Below are 18,243 nucleotides of genomic sequence, written 5' to 3'. Positions count from 1 at the left end.
CCGTGTCAGGCCCCAACACCGACTACGACCCCGTGCAGGTCACCCCGCTCGATGCCGCGCAGGTCGACGCCGCCCGCGACGCCGCGCTCGCCGCGATCGCCGGCGCCGCCGACCTCGACGAGCTGAAGCAGGTCCGCATCGAGCACGCCGGCGACCGCTCGCCGCTCGCGCTCGCCAACCGCGAGATCGGCGCGCTGCCGCCGCAGGCGCGCAAGGAGGCCGGCCAGCGCATCGGCCAGGCCCGCGGCGCGGTCAACCAGGCGCTCGCGGCCCGGCAGGAGGTGCTGGAGGCCGAGCACGAGGAGCGGATGCTGGTCGAGGAGACCGTCGACGTGACGCTCCCGACCGACCGGGTGCCGACCGGCGCCCGCCACCCGCTCACCACCGGGTCGGAGCTGATCGCCGACATCTTCGTGGCGATGGGCTGGGAGGTCGCCGAGGGCCCGGTCATCGAGGCCGAGTGGCTCAACTTCGACGCGCTCAACCTCGGCCCCGACCACCCGGCCCGCACCATGCAGGACACCTTCTGGACCCACCCGGCCGAGGACCACCTCGTGCTCCGGACCCACACGTCGCCCGTCCAGGCGCGCACCATGCTGACTCGGACGCCACCGATCTACGTCGTCTGTCCGGGTCGGGTCTTCCGCACCGACGAGTACGACGCCACGCACAGCCCGATGTTCCACCAGGTCGAGGGCCTGGCGATCGATGAGGGCATCACGATGGCGCACCTCAAGGGCACCCTCGACCACTTCGCCGCGCAGATGTTCGGCGAGGGCATCGGCACCCGCTTCCGCCCGTCGTACTTCCCCTTCACCGAGCCCAGTGCCGAGGTCGACCTGGTCTGCTTCGTCTGCCGGGGCGCCGGCGCCCTCGACGGCTCGGCCTGCCGCACCTGCCGCGGCGAGGGCTGGATCGAGTGGGGCGGCTGCGGCGTCGTGAACCCGCGCGTGCTCACCGCGTGCGGCGTCGACGCCGAGCGCCACACCGGCTTCGCGTTCGGCATGGGCATCGACCGCACCCTGATGTTCCGCCAGGGCATCGAGGACCTGCGCGACCTCTTCGAGGGCGACGTCCGCTTCACCACGGCCTTCGGAAGTGAGTTGTGAAAGCACCCGTCTCCTGGATCCGCGAGTACGTCGACCTGCCGGCCGGCGTCACCACCGGCGAGCTCACCCGCCGGCTGACCGCGCTCGGGCTCAAGCTCGAGGCGATCGAGAGCGCCGGCGCCGACATCACCGGCCCGCTCGTCGTCGGCCGGGTGCTCACGATGGAGTCCGAGCCGCAGAGGAACGGCAAGACCATCAACTGGTGCACCGTCGATGTGGGTGCCGCCAACGGCATCGGTGAGCCGCAGGGCATCGTCTGCGGCGCCCACAACTTCGCGCCCGGCGACCTGGTCGTGGTGATCCTCCCGGGCGGCGTCCTGCCCGGCGACTTCCGCATCGAGGCGCGCAAGACCTACGGCCACGTCTCCGCGGGCATGATCTGCTCGGCCCGTGAGCTCGGCCTCGGCGAGGACCACGAGGGGATCATCGTGCTCCCGGCCGACGCGGGGCAGCCCGGCGACGACGCCTTCGACGTGCTCGGCCTGCGCGAGGAGGTCATCGAGTTCGAGATCAACCCCGACCGCGCCTATGCGCTCTCGCTGCGCGGCATCGCCCGGGAGGCGGCGCTCGCGTACGACGCGCCGTACCGCGACCCCGCCGAGCGCACCGTGCCGGAGCCGAACGACGCCGGCTACCCGGTCGAGATCGACGACCCGGCCGGCTGCCCGGTCTTCGTGGCCCGCCGGGTCACCGGCTTCGACCCGGCCGCGCCGACCCCGGACTGGATGGCCCGGCGGCTGACCCAGGCCGGCATGCGGCCGATCTCGCTGGCCGTCGACGTCACCAACTACGTGATGCTCGAGACCGGCCGCCCGATCCACGGCTACGACGCCGACCGGCTCCGGGGCACCATCCGGATCCGCCGGGCCCGCGAGGGCGAGCGGCTCACCACGCTCGACGGCGCCGAGCGCACCCTCTCCACCGAGGACCTGGTCGTCACCGACGACTCCGGGATCATCGGCCTCGGCGGCGTCATGGGCGGCGCGACCACCGAGATGTCGGAGACCACGACGAACATCCTGGTCGAGGCGGCCCACTGGGACGCCACCTCGATGTTCCGCACCGGCAAGCGCCACCGGATCGGCTCCGAGGCCGGCAAGCGCAACGAGCGCGGCGTCGACCCGGCCATCACCCCGGCCGCGGCCGACCGCGTGGTCGAGCTGCTGACGACGTACGGCGGCGGCACGGCCGACCCCGGCGTCACCGTGGTCGGCACGGCGCCGGTGCCGGCGGCGATCGCGATGCCGCTGGACCTGCCCGCTCGGATCACCGGCATCGACATCCCCGCGGAGACCGCCGAGGCCCACCTGCGCGCGGTGGGCTGCACGGTCACCGACGCGGGCTTCGTGCCCCCGACCTGGCGGCCCGACCTCATCGACCCGTTCGACCTGGTCGAGGAGGTCGCGCGGATCGTCGGCTACGACCGGGTGCCCTCCGTCCTCCCGCGCGAGGCTGCCGGCCGCGGCCTGACCCGCGAGCAGCGGCTGCGCCGCCGGGTCGGCCGCACCCTCGCCGGCGCCGGCTGCGTGGAGGTCGTGAGCTTCCCGTTCGTCGGCGACGCCGCGTTCGACGCGCTCGGCCTGCCGGCCGGCGACTCCCGCCGCACCACGGTCCGCCTCGCGAACCCGCTCTCGAGCGAGGAGCCGTCGTACACCACCACGCTGCTCCCCGGCCTGCTCAGGGCCGGCGCCCGCAACGTGGCCCGCGGCGCGACCGCGGTGTCGCTGTTCGAGACCGGCACCGTGGCGTTCCCGGCCGACCGCGGCCCGGCGCCGGTCTACGGCGTCGACTGGCGTCCGAGCGACGACGAGCTCGCCAAGCTGCTCGCCGCGATCCCCGAGCAGCCGCTGCACCTGGCGATCGTCCTCGCGGGCGAGCGCGAGCGCGCCGGCTGGTGGGGCGGCGGCCGCGAGGCCGGCTGGTCCGACGCGATCGGGCTGGTCCGCCGCCTCGCCGCCGAGCTCGGCGTCGAGGTCGAGGTGGCCGCGGCGGCGTACGCGCCCTGGCACCCGGGCCGCTGCGCGCGGCTGCTGGTCGGCGGCGCCGAGCCGAGTCGAGAGCTGGGCCACGCCGGCGAGCTGCACCCGAAGGTCTGCCAGGCGTTCGGGCTCCCGGCCCGCAGCGCGGCCGTCGAGATCGACCTCGACCTGCTGCTGCGGCACGCCCGCGACGTCGCGCCCGGACTGGCCCTCTCGACCTACCCCCTCGCCAAGGAGGACGTCGCGCTCGTCGTCGCCGACACCGTGACCGCCGCCGAGGTCGAGGCCGCGCTCCGCGAGGGCGCCGGGCCGCTGCTGGAGTCGATCCGGCTCTTCGACGTCTACACCGGCGACCAGGTGCCCGCCGGCCACAAGTCGCTGGCGTTCGCGCTGCGGTTCCGGGCGACCGACCGGACCCTGACCGAGGAGGAGACCGCGGCCGCGCGCGACGCGGCCGTGGCGCTCGCCGCCGAGCGGACCGGTGCCGTCCAGCGCAGCTGACGGGTCGAGGCCCCGGCTCGCGGTCCTCGACGACGTCGCCTGGGACGGCGTCGCGGTCCCGGGCGAGCGCACGCACGCGCTGCTGCGGGCCCTCGCCGACGCGGGACCGCGCGGGCTCTCCGAGCAGAGCCTGGTCGTGGAGGTCTGGGGCGACGACGTCCCGGCGAACCCGACCAAGGCGCTCCAGGTCGTCGTCTCCCGCGCCCGCTCCGCGACCGCCGCCGACGTCATCGAGCGCACCGCCCGCGGCTATCGGCTCGCGCTGGCCGCCGCCGACGTCGACGCCTGGGCGCTGCGGCCCGAGGGCCTGCGGCTCGCCGCGGCGGGGGAGTACGCCGCCGCGCTGCCCCTCCTGGAGAGGGCCTCGCCCGACGACGAGGTGACCGCCGCGCTGCTGCGCGCGATCGCCGGCGTGCACGGCGTGCCGGCCGCGCTGGAGCGCTACGCGGCCTACCGCGAGGACCTCGCCGACCGGCTCGGCGTCGACCCGAGCCCGGCGCTCCGGGCGCTGCACGCCGAGCTGCTCGCGCGCGACCGGCCGGTCCGCGAGGGGCTGCTCTACGAGGCGTCCCGGCTGATCGGCCGCGAGGGCGACGTCGCCGCACTGGAGGGGATGATCCGCGGCTCGCGGGTCACCTCGATCGTCGGCGCCGGCGGCCTGGGCAAGACCCGGCTCGCGCACCTGATGGGCCGGCTCGCCGAGCAGCCGGTCGTGCACTTCGTCGAGCTCGCCGGCGTCACCTCGCCCGAGGGCGTGGCCGTCGAGGTCGGCGACGTGCTGGGGGTCCGCGAGTCCGTCGCCGGGCGGCTCACGACCGCCGCTGCCCGCCGTACCGACCTGATCGGGCGGATCGTCGACCAGGTCGGCACCGCGCCCGCGCTGCTGATCCTCGACAACTGCGAGCACCTGGTCGACGCGGCCGCCGACCTGGTCTCGGCGCTCGTCGCCCGCACCCCGGCGCTCCGGGTGCTCACCACCACCCGCGCGCCGCTCGGGATCGCCGCCGAGCGGGTCTACCAGCTCCCGCAGCTCGGCCTCGACGACGCCGTCGAGCTGTTCGTCGAGCGTGCCTCGGCCGCGCGTCCGGGCGCCCGCCTCGACCGCGCCGAGGTCGAGGCGGTGGTCGCCCGCCTCGACGGCCTCCCGCTCGCGGTCGAGCTCGCCGCCGCGAAGATCCGGGTGATGTCGGTCGCCGAGATCGGCCGCCGGCTGGAGAACCGGTTCGCGCTGCTGTCCGGCGGCTCGCGCGACGTACCCGAGCGCCATCAGACCCTGCTCGCCGTCATCGACTGGAGCTGGAACCTCCTCGGCGAGGCCGAGCGCACCGCGCTGCGCCGGCTCGCGGTCTTCCGCGACGGGTTCTCGCTGACCGGTGCGGAGGCGGTGATCGGCGGCGACGCGCTCGCCCCGCTGTCCAGCCTGGTCGACCAGTCGCTCGTGACGGTCGTCGAGGGCGCCGGAGGACTGCGCTACCGGCTGCTGGAGACGGTCCGCGAGTTCGGGCAGATGCAGCTCGTCGACGCCGGCGACGACATCGAGACCGCCGGCCGGGTGCGGGACTGGGGCGTCGCGTTCGCCGACCGGGCCTCCGCGCGCCTCTTCGGGCCCGGCCAGGTCGAGACGATGACGGAGATCCGCAGCGAGGAGGGCAACCTCGTCGACCTGCTGCGCCGCTGCCTGCGCGACCGCGACGTCGAGGGCACGACCGTGCTGATGGCCTGCCTCTCGGACTTCTGGACCGTCGAGGGCAGCCACCTCAAGGTGGTCGGCCTCGCCCGCGACGTCGAGGACGTGGTGGCCGACGCGCCCGTCCCGGAGCACCGGGTGCCCGCCCTGCGCAGCACGCTGGTCGCGATCGCGTTCAACACGCTGATCTTCTCCGACACCTTCGCCTCCCGCGCGATGAGTCGGCTCGAGTCGATCGACGCCGGCACCGGCCGCGATCGGTCGGAGGCCCAGGCGCTGGTGCTGCTCGCCGCCCGGAAGGGCTTGGAGCGCGCCGACCCGAGCGCGCTCGAGGCGCTCTGCGACGACGCCGAGCCGCGGGTGCGCCAGCTCGCGCTCCAGTGGGCGAGCAACCTGCGCGAGAACCTCGGCGACCTGGTCGAGGCGCGGCGCCTCGCGGAGCTCTCCTGGGAGATCGCCGACGGCCGCGACGGCCCGTGGACCCGCACGCTGGTCAGCGCCCAGCTCGCCGGCATCACGATCCAGCTGGGCGAGATGGACCAGGCGCTGCGCCACGCGGCCGAGGCGCTGCCGGTCATGGAGTCGCTCGGCGCCTCCGAGGACGTCGCCCAGCTGAAGGCGGTCCTCGCCCTCGCGGCGATGGAGGAGGGCCGGTACGACGACGCCGCCCGCATCTTCGACGACATCGAGCGCGACGACGCCGGCTCCGGCGTCTTCGGCGCTGCGATCATCCTGCTCTGCGGCCGCCCCGAGCTCGACCTGGTCGCCGGCCGGATCGAGGAGGGGCTGCGCTCCTATCGCGACGCGGTGCGCATCCTCCGGTCCCGGCCCGTCCCCGGGCTCGCCGAGAGCGCGGACTTCGAGCCGTGGGTCTTCTACCCGCAGTCGGCGGCCGTCTGCGCCCACGTCCACCACGACCGGCGCGAGCCCGTGCGGGGGATGCGCGACGACCTCCGGGCGAAGCTGCCCGCGATGCTCGCCGGCGACAGCGGGCTGTTCCTCGACTACCCGGCCGTGGGCTCGGTGCTGGTCGCGCTCGCCGAGTGGGAGCTCGCCGGCTCCCCGGCCCCGGCGACCGCCGAGCGCGCCGTACGCCTGCTCGTCGTGGCCGACCTCTTCGGCTACAACCGCCAGCTGCCCAGCCTCGGCTGGGCGCCCGCCGCCGCGCTGGCCGAGTCGGTGCTCCCCGGCGGCCTCGACCGGATCCGCGCCACCATCGGCGTCCACCCCGCGCCCGAGCTCCGCGAGGAGGCGCTGCGCCTCGTCACGGAGCTGCCTGTTTGACCACGCACCTGACGGAGATGTCGTGTTTCCGCCGAGAACACGACATCTCCGTCAGGTACGACGGGCACTCACATCTTGCGCGCGTAGGACCGCACCGACAGCGGCAGGAAGACCGCCACGACGACCAGGCAGCCGACCAGCGCCCAGCCCACGTTGGCCGTGAGCGCGCCGTCGTTCATCAGGTCGCGCACCGCGTCCACGACCAGCGAGACCGGGTTGACCCGCACGAACGCGGCGAGCCAGTCGGGGAGCGTGCTCTCGGGCACGAACGCGTTCGAGAGGAACGTCAGCGGGAACATCACCATCATCGAGATGCCCTGCACCGCCTGCGCGCTGCGGGCGACCGTGCCGAGATAGGTGAAGATCCACGCCAGCGCCCAGCCCGCGACGACCGTCATCAGCCAGCCGGCGAGGACGCCGGGCACGCCGCCGCCGGGCCGGTAGCCCATCGCCAGGCCGGTGAGGATGGTCAGCGTCGCGGCGGTCGAGTACCGCACCAGGTCGGCCACGGCCGGCCCGGCGAGCGGCGCGATCCGGGCGATCGGGAGCGACTTGAACCGGTCGAAGACCCCCTTGTCCATGTCCTCGCGCAGCTGGATGCCGGTGGCCATGCAGGCGGTCAGCGCGGTCTGGGCGAGGATGCCGGTGATCACGATCGGCAGGTAGTCCCGCACGCTGCCGGAGATCGCGCCCCCGAAGATGTAGGCGAACATCGCCGTGAACAGCAGCGGCTGCACCGTCACGTCGATGAACTGCTCGGGGTTGCGGCGCATCTTCTTCAGCGCCCGCCACGCCATCGACCGGGTCTGGTCGATCGTGTCGCGGACGGTCGGGCGTGCCGCGAGGTCGCGGTCGAGGCCCAGGGTCGTCATCGGGCCACCTCCAGGGTGGGCTCGGTCGGGACCGGGGAGTCGGTCGCTTCCTCGGCGCCATGGCCGGTGATGGCCAGGAACACCTCGTCGAGGGTGGGCTTCTGCACGGTCGCGGACGCGATCGACAGGCCGGACTGGCGCAGCGCGATGAGTACGTCGGCGGCCTGGTTCGCGTCGAGGAGCGCGGCGTTCATGCCGCCCGCCTCCGGGGTGAGCAGCGGCTCCTCGCCGAGCACGCGGCGTACGACGGCGACGGCGTCGTCCGTCTCGGCCGGCTCGGACATCCGCAATTGCAGCGTGGAGCTGCCGACGGAGGTCTTGAGCTCGTCCGGGGTGCCCTCGGCGACCTTGACGCCGCGGTCGATGACCGCTATCCGGTCGGCGAGCTGGTCGGCCTCGTCGAGGTACTGCGTGGTGAGCAGCACGGTGCTGCCCTCGCGGACCAGGTCGCGGATTGTCTCCCACATCTGCCCGCGGGTGCGCGGGTCGAGGCCGGTGGTCGGCTCGTCGAGGAAGATCAGCGGCGGCTGCGAGATCAGGCTGGCGGCCAGGTCGAGGCGGCGGCGCATGCCGCCGGAGAACGCCTTGATCTGCTTGTCCCGGGCCTCGGTGAGGCCGAACCGCTCGAGCAGGTCGGTCGCGGTGGACCTCGCCGTCGCGGAGGTCAGGCCCTGGAGCCGGCCGAAGAGCCAGAGGTTCTCGTAGCCGGTGAGGTTCTCGTCGACGGAGGCGTACTGGCCGGTCACGCCGACGAGCTGGCGGATCATGTGCGGCTCTCGACGGACGTCGACGCCGAAGATGCTGGCCTCGCCGCCGTCCATCGGCAGCAGGGTGGCGAGCATCTTGAGGGTGGTGGTCTTGCCCGCGCCGTTCGGGCCGAGCACGCCGAAGACCTCGCCGCGGCGCACCTCGAGATCGACCCGGTCGACCGCGCGCTGTGCACCGAAGGTCTTGACGAGCCCGGCGGCCGCGACGGCCAGGTCGGTGTCAGGAACTCGTGTCATGCGAGCCACGGTGCGGGTGCGCGGTTTCACCCCGCCTTCACCCCGGTTTCAGGTCCCGGACCGAGAGCGCACCCGGACTTATATAGACATGCAAGAAGCAGTATAGTCATGCACATGTCGACCAGGATCGCCGTCGCCGGAGCCAGCGGGTACGCCGGAGGCGAACTGCTGCGCCTGCTCCTCGGCCACCCCGAGGCGGAGATCGGGGCGCTCACCGCGGCCTCGAACGCCGGCCAGCCGCTCGGGGCGCTGCAGCCGCACCTCGTGCCCCTCGCCGACCGGGTGCTCGACGAGACCTCCCTGGAGACCCTCCGCGGGCACGACGTGGTCTTCCTCGCGCTGCCGCACGGCGAGTCCGGCGCGATCGCGGCCCAGCTCGGCGACGACACGGTCGTCGTCGACTGCGGCGCCGACTTCCGGCTCGCCGACAGCGCCGCGTGGGAGAGGTTCTACGGCGGCGACCACGCCGGCACCTGGCCCTACGGCCTCCCCGAGCTGCCCGGCCAGCGCGACCTGCTCCGCACGGCCACCCGCATCGCCGTACCCGGCTGCTACCCGACGGTCGCCACGCTCTCGCTCGCCCCGGCGGTCGCCGCCGGCATCGTCGAGCCCGACGTCACCGTCGTGGCCGCGTCCGGCACCTCCGGCGCCGGCAGGGCCGCCAGGCCGCACCTGCTCGGCAGCGAGGTGATGGGCAACGCCGGCGCGTACGGGGTGGGCGGCGTGCACCGGCACACGCCCGAGATCACCCAGAACCTCTCGAAGCTGACGGACGGCACCGTGAGGGTCAGCTTCACCCCGCTCCTGGTCCCGATGCCCCGCGGCATCCTGGCCACCTGCAGCGCCAGGCTCACCGGCGACGCGAGCGCCGCCGACGCCTACGAGGTCTACGCGAAGGCGTACGCCGACGAGCCGTTCGTCCACCTGCTCCCGCAGGGCCAGTGGCCGCAGACGAAGTCGGTCACCGGCTCCAACGCGGTCCACCTCCAGGTGACGGTCGACGAGGACGCCCGACGACTGGTCGCCGTCGGTGCGGTGGACAACCTGTCCAAGGGCACCGCCGGCGCTGCCGTCCAGTGCATGAACCTCGCGCTCGGCCTCGACGAAGGGCTGGGCCTCTCGACCGTAGGAGTAGCTCCGTAATGACCACTACCTCCCCGCAGGGCTTCCGGGCCGCCGGCGTCGCCGCCGGCCTGAAGTCCACCGAGGCCTTGGACGTCGCGCTCGTCGTCAACGACGGGCCCACCTTCGACTCCGCCAGCGTCTTCACCGCCAACCGCTGCAAGGCCAACCCCGTCGTCTGGAGCCAGGAGGCCGTCAAGGACGGCACCGTCAAGGCGGTCTTCCTCAACTCCGGCGGCGCCAACTGCTACACCGGCCCCGAGGGCTTCCAGACCACCCACGCCGTCGCCGAGTCCGTCGCCGACCAGCTCGGCATCGGCGCGATCGACGTCGTCGTCTGCTCCACCGGCCTGATCGGCCTCGCCAACGACCGCGACCGGCTCCTCGCCGGCGCCCGGGCGGCGTACGACGCCCTCAACGCCGAGGGGGGAGACGACGCGGCGCACGCGATCATGACCACGGACTCGGTCAGCAAGCAGGTGGTCGTCGAGGGCGCCGGCTGGAGCATCGGCGGCATGGCCAAGGGCGCCGGCATGCTCGCGCCGCAGCTCGCGACCATGCTGGTCGTGCTGACCACGGACGCCGTCGTACCGGCCGCCGACCTGGACACGGCGCTCCGCGCCGCGACCCGGGTCAGCTTCGACCGGCTCGACTCCGACGGCTGCATGTCGACCAACGACACCGTCACCGTGATGGCCAGCGGCGCCAGCGGCATCACCCCGACGCCCGACGACTTCACCGTCGCGCTCACCCACGCGTGCACCGACCTCGCCATGCAGCTCCTGAAGGACGCCGAGGGCGCCGACCACGAGATCGCGATCACCGTCGTCAACGCCGCGTCCGAGGACGAGGCGGTCGAGGTCGGCCGCAGCGTCGCTCGGTCGAACCTGTTCAAGGCCGCGGTCTTCGGCAACGACGCCAACTGGGGCCGCGTCCTGGCCAGCATCGGCACCACCAGCGCGCGGTTCGACCCCGCCGACCTCGACGTCGCGATGAACGGCGTGTGGGTCTGCCGGCAGTCCACCCCGCACGCCGACCCGGCCACCGTCGACCTGAGGCCGCGCGAGGTGAGCGTCACCATCGACCTCAAGGCCGGCTCCGAGCGGGCGACCGTCTGGACCAACGACCTCACCCACGCCTACGTCCACGAGAACAGCGCGTACAGCTCGTGAGCATCGACCACATCTCCCACGACCCCGGCAAGCCGGACCCGGCCAAGGCCCGCACGCTCGCGGCCGCGCTGCCCTGGCTGAAGCGCTACCACGGCAAGATCGTCGTGGTGAAGTACGGCGGCAACGCGATGACCGACGACACCCTGAAGCGCGCCTTCGCCGAGGACGTCGCGTTCCTGCGGTTCGCGGGCTTCAAGCCGGTCGTCGTGCACGGCGGCGGCCCGCAGATCTCCACGATGCTCGACCGGCTCGGCATCGAGTCCGAGTTCCGCGGCGGCCTGCGCGTCACCACCCCCGAGGCGATGGACGTGGTCCGGATGGTGCTCGTCGGCCAGGTCCAGCGCGAGCTGGTCGGCCTGATCAACGAGCACGGCCCGCTCGCGGTCGGCTGCTCCGGCGAGGACGCCGGCCTGTTCACCGCGACCACGACCGGCACGGTCGTCGACGGCGAGGAGGTGGACCTCGGCCTGGTCGGCGAGGTCACCGCCGTCCGCCCGGAGTCCGTGCTCGACCTGATCGAGGCCGGCCGGATCCCGGTCGTCTCCAGCGTCGCGCCCGACGTCCACGGCCGCGTGCACAACGTCAACGCCGACTCCGCCGCCGCCGCCCTCGCGGTGGCGCTCGGCGCCGAGAAGCTGCTCGTGCTCACCGACGTCGAGGGCCTCTACCTCGACTGGCCGGACTCCGACGACGTCATCGGCGAGATCAGCCCCGAGGCGCTCGAGCAGATCCTCCCGACGCTCGCCGCCGGGATGATCCCGAAGATGGGCGCCTGCCTCCAGGCGGTGCAGAACGGCGTCCCGCGCGCCACCGTCGTCGACGGCCGCGAGCCGCACGCCGTGCTGCTCGAGCTGTTCACCAGCGAGGGCGTCGGCACCCAGGTGCTGCCCGGCGTCGAGACCAAGACCCGGAAGGCGAGGGACACCCAGTGACCGACGCAGTGAGCACCTACCAGGAGCGGTACGCCGCCAGCCTGATGAACACCTTCGGGCCGCCCCAGCTCGTGCTGACCCGCGGCGAGGGCGCGCACGTCTGGGACGCCGGCGGCAGGGAGTACGTCGACCTGCTCGGCGGCATCGCGGTCAACGCGCTCGGCCACGGCCACCCCGCGCTCGTCGAGGCCGTGACCACGCAGCTGCAGACCCTCGGCCACGTCTCGAACTTCTTCACCACCGCGCCCCAGGTCGAGCTCGCCGAGAGGCTGCTCGACCTCCTGGGGGTCGGCCCGGGCGGCGGCAGGGTGTTCCTCACCAACTCCGGGACCGAGGCCAACGAGGCGGCGTTCAAGCTCACCCGGCGTACCGGCCGCACGCAGATCGTCGTCGCCGAGGGCTCCTTCCACGGCCGCACCATGGGCGCCCTCGCGCTCACCTCGAAGGAGGCCTACCGGGCGCCGTTCGAGCCGCTGCCCGGCGACGTCGCGTTCGTCCCGTTCGGCGACGCCGGCGCGCTCGCCGCCGCGGTGACCGACGAGACCGCGGCGATCCTGCTCGAGCCGATCCAGGGCGAGGCGGGGGTCAACGTCGCGCCCGAGGGCTACCTCGCCGCCGCCCGGGCAATCGCCGACGAGCACGGCGCGCTGCTGTGGCTCGACGAGGTGCAGTGCGGCATGGGCCGCACCGGCCGCTGGTTCGCCCACCAGTCCCCGGTGATCGAGCCCGTCGAGATCCGCCCCGACGTCGTCACGCTCGCCAAGGGCCTCGGCGGCGGCTTCCCGATCGGCGCCTGCATCGGCATCGGCGCCGCGGGCGAGCTGCTCCAGCCCGGCAACCACGGCACGACGTTCGGCGGCAACCCGGTCGCCTGCGCCGCCGCGCTCGCGGTCATCCGCACCATCGAGGCCGAGGACCTGCTCGAGCACGTCACCGTCCTGGGCCAGAAGCTCCGCGACGGCCTCGCCGCCGACCCGCGGGTCACCGAAGTCAGGGGAGAGGGTCTGCTGATCGGCCTCGACCTCTCCGAGGAGAGGGCCGCCGAGGTGGTCGCCGCCGCGCAGCGGGCCGGCTTCATCGTCAACAGCGCGACCCCGAGGCGGATCCGGCTCGCGCCGCCGCTCGTCCTCACGGCGGACGACGCCAACGCGTTCCTCGCCGCTTGGCCGGGCATCCTGGACGAGGCAGGGCTCCGATGAGGCACTTCCTCGCTGACGACGACCTCACGCCCGACGAGCAGGCGCGGGTGCTCGACCTCGCGTTCCGGCTCAAGCAGGGGCCGTACGACGCCAAGCCCCTCGCCGGGCCGCGCACGGTCGCGATGGTCTTCGACAAGCAGACCCTGCGCACGCAGGCGTCGTTCGCCGCCGGCATCGCCGAGCTCGGCGGCTTCCCGATGCTGGTCGACGGCGCGCTCGCCGGGATCGGCGTCCGCGAGTCCGTGCACGACGTGGCCCGGGTCCTCGGCCGGCAGGCGTCGATGATCGTGTGGCGCACCTACGCGCAGGCCAACCTGGAGGAGATGGCCGAGCACGCCGGCGTACCCGTCGTGAACGCCCTCACCGACGACTTCCACCCCTGCCAGCTGCTCGCCGACCTGCTCACCGTGCGCGAGCACAAGCAGCGGCTCGCCGGCCTGACCGTCGCGTTCGTCGGCGACGGCGCCTGCAACATGGGCAACTCCTGGCTGCTCGCCGGCGCCACCGCCGGCCTGCACGTCCGGATCAGCTCGCCCGAGGGCTACGCACCGCAGCAGGCCATGGTCGACCGGGCTGCCGCGATCGCCGCCACCACCGGCGGCTCCGCCGCCCTCGAGCCCGACCCGGTCGCGGCCGTGACCGGCGCCGACGTCGTCGTCACCGACACCTGGATCTCGATGGGCAAGGAGGACGAGGCGGCCGCCCGCGCGGAGGTGTTCGCGCCGTACTCCCTCACCACCGCGCTGTTCGAGCGGGCGTCGCCCGACGCGATCGCGATGCACTGCCTGCCGGCCTACCGCGGCAAGGAGATCGACGCCGAGGTGATCGACGGCCCGCAGAGCGTGGTGTGGGACGAGGCCGAGAACCGCCGGCACGCCCAGAAGGCGATCCTGACGTTCCTGCTCGAGCACGAGAAGGAGGAGGCGACGTGAACACGGTCCTGCGCCCCGGCACCAAGAGCGCGCGCCACCAGCGGATCGTCGAGCTGGTCACGCACCGCGAGGTGCGGTCCCAGTCCGAGCTCGCCATGCTGCTCGCCGAGAACGGCCTGCGGGTCACCCAGGCCACGCTCTCGCGCGACCTGGTCGAGCTCGACGCGATCAAGGTGCGCGCGCCGTCGGGCGCCCTCGTCTACGCGGTCCCCGCCGAGGGTGGCGACCGACGACCCGCGGCGCCCGTCGAGACGGCCGCGGCCCGGTCCCGGCTGGCCCGGCTGTGCGGCGAGCTCCTCGTGAGCGCCGACGCCAGCGCCAACCTGGTCGTGCTGCGCACCCCGCCGGGCGCCGCCCAGTTCCTCGCCTCGGCCTTCGACAAGGCCGAGTTCCCCGAGATCCTCGGCACCATCGCCGGGGACGACACCGTCCTCGTGATCGGCCGCGAGCCCGCGGGCGGCGACGACCTCGCCCGGCGGTTCCTCGCCCTCGCCGACTCGAACCACTCCACTCAGCCGACCCAGCCCGACCAGAAGGAAGACCAGCAGTGAGCAAGGTCCTGACGTCCCTCCCCGCCGGCGAGCGCGTCGGCATCGCGTTCTCGGGAGGGCTGGACACCTCGGTGGCCGTCGCCTGGATGCGCGCCAGGGGCGCGATCCCGTGCACCTACACCGCCGACATCGGCCAGTACGACGAGCCCGACATCACCGGCGTACCCGACCGTGCCCGGCAGTACGGCGCCGAGATCGCCCGCGCCGTCGACTGCCGCCGCCAGCTGGTCGAGGAGGGCCTGGCCGCGATGGCGTGCGGCGCCTTCCACATCCGCTCCGGCGGCCGCGCCTACTTCAACACCACGCCGCTGGGCCGCGCGGTCACCGGCACCATGCTGGTCCGCGCGATGCACGAGGACGGCGTCGACATCTGGGGCGACGGTTCGACGTTCAAGGGCAACGACATCGAGCGGTTCTACCGCTACGGGCTGCTCGCCAACCCCGACCTGCGCATCTACAAGCCGTGGCTCGACCACGACTTCGTCACCGAGCTCGGCGGCCGCGCCGAGATGAGCCAGTGGCTCACCGAGCACGACCTGCCCTACCGCGACTCCCAGGAGAAGGCGTACTCCACCGACGCCAACATCTGGGGCGCCACCCACGAGGCCAAGACCCTCGAGCACCTCGACGTCTCGCTGGAGACCGTCGAGCCGATCATGGGCGTGAGGTTCTGGGACCCGTCGGTGGAGATCGCGGCCGAGGACGTCACCGTCGCCTTCCGCGAGGGCCGCCCCGTGGCGATCGACGGCACGACGTACGACGACCCGGTCGCGCTCGTCCACCAGGCCAACGCCGTCGGCGGCCGCCACGGCCTGGGCATGTCCGACCAGATCGAGAACCGGATCATCGAGGCGAAGTCCCGCGGCATCTACGAGGCACCGGGCATGGCGCTGCTCTGGATCGCCTACGAGCGGCTGCTCAACGCGATCCACAACGAGGACACCGTCGCCGGCTACCACGGCGAGGGCCGCCGCCTCGGCCGGCTGCTCTACGAGGGCCGCTGGCTGGACCCGCAGGCGCTGATGCTGCGCGAGTCCATCCAGCGCTGGATCGCCTCGCTGGTCACCGGCGAGGTCACCCTGCGGCTGCGCCGCGGCGAGGACTACACGATCCTGCGCACGGACGGACCGGCGTTCTCCTACCACCCCGACAAGCTCTCGATGGAGCGCACCGAGAACGCCGCCTTCGGGCCGCTCGACCGGATCGGCCAGCTCACCCTGCGCAACCTCGACATCGCCGACTCCCGCGCCAAGCTCGAGCAGTACGCCGCCCAGCCCCTCGACCAGGGCCAGGTGCTCGTCGAGCACGGCACGCTCTACGGCGAGCTGGAGGCGGGCGGCGCCGACCGGATCGCCGCCAACCCGGCCGCGCAGGTCGCGGACGAGCTCGCCCTGGACAATGCCGCCATGGAGTTCGGGACCGACTGATGAGCACGCCTGAGCCCACCACGAACGCCGGCAAGCTCTGGGGCGGCCGCTTCGCGGGCGGCCCCTCGCCCGAGCTCGACGCGCTCTCGCGGTCGACCCACTTCGACTGGCGGCTCACGCCCTACGACCTGGCCGGCTCCCGGGCGCACGCCAACGCCCTGCACCGCGCCGGCCTCCTCACCGACGCCGACCACGCCGAGCTCCTGCGCGGCCTGGACGCGCTGGGGGAGCGGTACGCCGCCGGCGACCTGGTCCCCGACCCGGGCGACGAGGACGTGCACGGCGCGCTCGAGCGGTTGCTGGTCGAGGAGGTCGGCGCCGAGGTCGGCGGGCGGATCCGCGCCGGGCGCAGCCGCAACGACCAGATCGCCACGCTCTTCAAGGTCTTCCTCCGCGACCACGCCGCGATCGTCGCCGAGCTGGTCCTCGACCTGGTCGACGCGCTCGCCGGCCAGGCACGGGAGGCGGGCGATGCCGTCATGCCGGGCCGCACGCACCTCCAGCACGCCCAGCCGGTGCTGCTCGCGCACCACCTCCAGGCGCACTGCTGGGCGCTGCTGCGCGACGTCGACCGGCTGCGGGACTGGGACGCCCGGGTGGCCGCCGACTCGCCGTACGGCTCCGGCGCGCTGGCCGGCTCCAGCCTCGGCCTCGACCCCGAAGGCGTGGCAGCGGAGCTCGGCTTCACCGGCTCCAGCGCCAACTCCATCGACGGCACGGCCTCGCGCGACTTCGTCGCCGAGTTCGCCTACGTCGCCGCGCAGATCGGCGTCGACGTCAGCCGGATCGCGGAGGAGGTCATCCTCTGGTCCACGCGCGAGTTCGGGTTCGTGGCGCTGCACGACTCCTGGTCGACCGGGTCGAGCATCATGCCGCAGAAGAAGAACCCCGACATCGCCGAGCTCGCCCGCGGCAAGGCCGGCCGCCTGATCGGCAACCTGTCCGGCCTGCTCGCCACGCTCAAGGCGCTCCCGCTCGCCTACAACCGCGACCTCCAGGAGGACAAGGAGCCGGTCTTCGACTCCGTCGAGACCCTCGAGGTGCTGCTCCCGGCCTTCACCGGCATGGTCGCCACCCTCACCTTCGACACCGCCCGGATGGCCGAGCTCGCCCCGCAGGGCTTCTCGCTCGCCACGGACGTCGCCGAGTGGCTGGTCCGCGAGGGCGTCCCGTTCCGCATCGCCCACGAGGTCGCCGGCGCCTGCGTGCGCCGCTGCGAGGAGCTCGGCATCGAGCTCGACCAGCTCACCGACGAGCAGTTCGCGGAGATCTCCCCGGCGCTCACGCCCGGCGTCCGTGCGGTGCTCACCGTCGAGGGCTCGGTCGCCTCCCGCGACGGCCGCGGCGGCACCGCTCCCGCACGCGTGCGGGAGCAGCTGGCCGAGCTCACCGCAGCCGTCGACGGACACCGTGCCCGGCTCGCCTGACCTGCACCGGCTCCTGGCAGGTCCCGTCCTGGACGTCGCGCCCCGCCTGCTCGGGGCGGTCCTCCGGCACGGCGACGTCGCCGTCCGCCTCACCGAGGTCGAGGCGTACGACGGCGCGAACGACCCGGGCTCCCACGCCTTCCGGGGGCAGACCAGGCGGAACGCCACGATGTTCGGACCGCCCGGCCACCTGTACTGCTACTTCACCTACGGCATGCACGTCTGCTGCAACGTCGTCTGCGGCGAGGAGGGCACCGCGAGCGCCGTCCTGATCCGCGCCGGCGAGGTGGTCGAGGGGATCGAGACCGCCCGCGAGCGGCGACTCGGCGCCTCCGACCGCGACCTGGCCCGCGGCCCGGCCCGGCTCTGCAACGCGCTCGGCATCCGCCTCGACCACGACGGCACCGACCTCGCCCGCGGTCCGGTCACGCTCACCGCTGGTACGCCGCCGGCGCACGTCTCCACGGGTCCGCGCGTCGGGCTCCGGGCCGCGGCCGAGCGGCCCTGGCGGTTCTGGGCGACGGGCGAGCAGACCGTCTCCGCGTACCGCCCGGCCGCCTCGTCGAGGGTCCGCGACCGACCCGATTTGGGCTCCTGACCGGAGCGCTGCTAACGTTCGACTCGTCGCGGTGAGCGACTCCCTCCTCGGGCCGCAAGGCCGAAACCAGGGAGTCTTCGCACGCCCGGCACCAGCAGGATCGGCCCCGATCGACGCGAAGTTGACGGCGCCGGACCGAGCCGGTAAGTTTTTGCAGGTTGCCCCGCCGCCGGGCCCGCATGGGACCGGGACGGAACGCGTCTGATTTTTGAGAACTCAACAGTGTGTCAATAGTCGATGAATTGGTTTGTTTTGTTCTGTTGGCTGGCCTCTTTGTTTGTGGGGGTTGGTTGATGGGTTTTTTGACTGATGATTCTGATGTTGTTTTGTTAGTGTTGTCTTGTTGGGGTTTCTCTTTCTATGCGGTGTGAGCCGTGTGGTTGGTTTTTTGATGGAGAGTTTGATCCTGGCTCAGGACGAACGCTGGCGGCGTGCTTAACACATGCA

14 protein-coding genes and 1 rRNA gene are annotated in these 18,243 nt (G+C 73.2%); 13 read left to right on the top strand and 2 right to left on the bottom strand.

The genetic code is table 11. The features are described from left to right. Nucleotides 1–2: 2 nt before the first annotated feature. From pheS to ACYVKX_RS00065, 3 genes are read left to right on the top strand one after another with little or no spacing between them, the layout of a single operon-like run. Nucleotides 3–1,109 (top strand): phenylalanine--tRNA ligase subunit alpha, encoded by a 1,107-nt coding sequence (gene pheS, locus ACYVKX_RS00075; RefSeq protein WP_460828455.1) that lies wholly within the window; start codon nucleotides 3–5, stop codon nucleotides 1,107–1,109. Beyond that, nucleotides 1,106–3,589 carry a phenylalanine--tRNA ligase subunit beta gene (gene pheT, locus ACYVKX_RS00070; RefSeq protein ID WP_460828454.1) on the top strand — a complete coding sequence of 828 codons (2,484 nt, stop codon included), beginning with the start codon at nucleotides 1,106–1,108 and terminating at the stop codon, nucleotides 3,587–3,589. Before pheS ends, pheT begins: the two co-directional genes overlap by 4 nt. After that, a complete protein-coding gene (locus ACYVKX_RS00065) occupies nucleotides 3,570–6,560 on the top strand; it encodes a BTAD domain-containing putative transcriptional regulator (protein WP_460828453.1) in 2,991 nt (996 codons plus the stop codon). Before pheT ends, ACYVKX_RS00065 begins: the two co-directional genes overlap by 20 nt. Nucleotides 6,561–6,628: 68 nt before the next feature. On the opposite strand, the gene ACYVKX_RS00060 is transcribed toward ACYVKX_RS00065, so the two are convergent. After that, complete coding sequence (locus ACYVKX_RS00060; protein WP_460828452.1) at nucleotides 6,629–7,432, bottom strand: ABC transporter permease; 804 nt, start codon at nucleotides 7,430–7,432, stop codon at nucleotides 6,629–6,631. Next, nucleotides 7,429–8,436: an ATP-binding cassette domain-containing protein gene (locus tag ACYVKX_RS00055; protein WP_460828451.1), complete on the bottom strand. Its 1,008-nt coding sequence runs from the start codon at nucleotides 8,434–8,436 to the stop codon at nucleotides 7,429–7,431. Before ACYVKX_RS00055 ends, ACYVKX_RS00060 begins: the two co-directional genes overlap by 4 nt. A gap of 108 nt (nucleotides 8,437–8,544) precedes the next feature. Here ACYVKX_RS00055 and argC point away from each other — a divergent pair, with 108 nt between their 5' ends. The 10 genes from argC to ACYVKX_RS00005 form a co-directional block, all read left to right on the top strand. Continuing rightward, nucleotides 8,545–9,579 carry an N-acetyl-gamma-glutamyl-phosphate reductase gene (gene argC / locus ACYVKX_RS00050; RefSeq protein ID WP_460828450.1) on the top strand — a complete coding sequence of 345 codons (1,035 nt, stop codon included), beginning with the start codon at nucleotides 8,545–8,547 and terminating at the stop codon, nucleotides 9,577–9,579. After that, complete coding sequence (gene argJ, locus ACYVKX_RS00045) at nucleotides 9,579–10,730, top strand: bifunctional glutamate N-acetyltransferase/amino-acid acetyltransferase ArgJ (protein ID WP_460828449.1); 1,152 nt, start codon at nucleotides 9,579–9,581, stop codon at nucleotides 10,728–10,730. The genes argC and argJ overlap by 1 nt, the downstream gene beginning before the upstream one ends. Further along, a complete protein-coding gene (argB, locus tag ACYVKX_RS00040) occupies nucleotides 10,727–11,662 on the top strand; it encodes an acetylglutamate kinase (protein ID WP_460828448.1) in 936 nt (311 codons plus the stop codon). Before argJ ends, argB begins: the two co-directional genes overlap by 4 nt. After that, on the top strand, nucleotides 11,659–12,861 hold the full coding sequence (locus tag ACYVKX_RS00035; protein WP_460828447.1) for an acetylornithine transaminase: 1,203 nt from the start codon (nucleotides 11,659–11,661) through the stop codon (nucleotides 12,859–12,861). Before argB ends, ACYVKX_RS00035 begins: the two co-directional genes overlap by 4 nt. Continuing rightward, a complete protein-coding gene (argF, locus tag ACYVKX_RS00030; RefSeq protein WP_460828446.1) occupies nucleotides 12,858–13,793 on the top strand; it encodes an ornithine carbamoyltransferase in 936 nt (311 codons plus the stop codon). The genes ACYVKX_RS00035 and argF overlap by 4 nt, the downstream gene beginning before the upstream one ends. Beyond that, nucleotides 13,790–14,344: an arginine repressor gene (locus tag ACYVKX_RS00025; RefSeq protein ID WP_460828445.1), complete on the top strand. Its 555-nt coding sequence runs from the start codon at nucleotides 13,790–13,792 to the stop codon at nucleotides 14,342–14,344. Before argF ends, ACYVKX_RS00025 begins: the two co-directional genes overlap by 4 nt. Continuing rightward, nucleotides 14,341–15,771, top strand: a complete 1,431-nt coding sequence (argG, locus tag ACYVKX_RS00020) for an argininosuccinate synthase (RefSeq protein ID WP_460828444.1) — start codon at nucleotides 14,341–14,343, stop codon at nucleotides 15,769–15,771. The genes ACYVKX_RS00025 and argG overlap by 4 nt, the downstream gene beginning before the upstream one ends. Continuing rightward, nucleotides 15,771–17,198 carry an argininosuccinate lyase gene (argH, locus tag ACYVKX_RS00015; protein WP_460828443.1) on the top strand — a complete coding sequence of 476 codons (1,428 nt, stop codon included), beginning with the start codon at nucleotides 15,771–15,773 and terminating at the stop codon, nucleotides 17,196–17,198. The genes argG and argH overlap by 1 nt, the downstream gene beginning before the upstream one ends. After that, on the top strand, nucleotides 17,182–17,796 hold the full coding sequence (locus ACYVKX_RS00010; RefSeq protein ID WP_460828442.1) for a DNA-3-methyladenine glycosylase: 615 nt from the start codon (nucleotides 17,182–17,184) through the stop codon (nucleotides 17,794–17,796). Before argH ends, ACYVKX_RS00010 begins: the two co-directional genes overlap by 17 nt. Nucleotides 17,797–18,184: 388 nt before the next feature. After that, nucleotides 18,185–18,243 (top strand): 16S ribosomal RNA (locus ACYVKX_RS00005); the annotation flags it as partial.

This window comes from Nocardioides hungaricus (genome assembly GCF_054782915.1).
Note: the sequence above shows the minus strand (reverse complement) of the source record. Positions and strands in the feature narration are given on the sequence as shown.

Bases quoted from the DNA above. Each gene is read 5' to 3' on its own strand.
- ACYVKX_RS00060 (WP_460828452.1), bottom strand. From the start codon at position 7,432: ATGACGACCCTGGGCCTCGACCGCGACCTCGCGGCACGCCCGACCGTC.
- ACYVKX_RS00055 (WP_460828451.1), bottom strand. From the start codon at position 8,436: ATGACACGAGTTCCTGACACCGACCTGGCCGTCGCGGCCGCCGGGCTC.
- argC (WP_460828450.1), top strand. From the start codon at position 8,545: ATGCACATGTCGACCAGGATCGCCGTCGCCGGAGCCAGCGGGTACGCC.
- argJ (WP_460828449.1), top strand. From the start codon at position 9,579: ATGACCACTACCTCCCCGCAGGGCTTCCGGGCCGCCGGCGTCGCCGCC.
- argF (WP_460828446.1), top strand. From the start codon at position 12,858: ATGAGGCACTTCCTCGCTGACGACGACCTCACGCCCGACGAGCAGGCG.
- argH (WP_460828443.1), top strand. From the start codon at position 15,771: ATGAGCACGCCTGAGCCCACCACGAACGCCGGCAAGCTCTGGGGCGGC.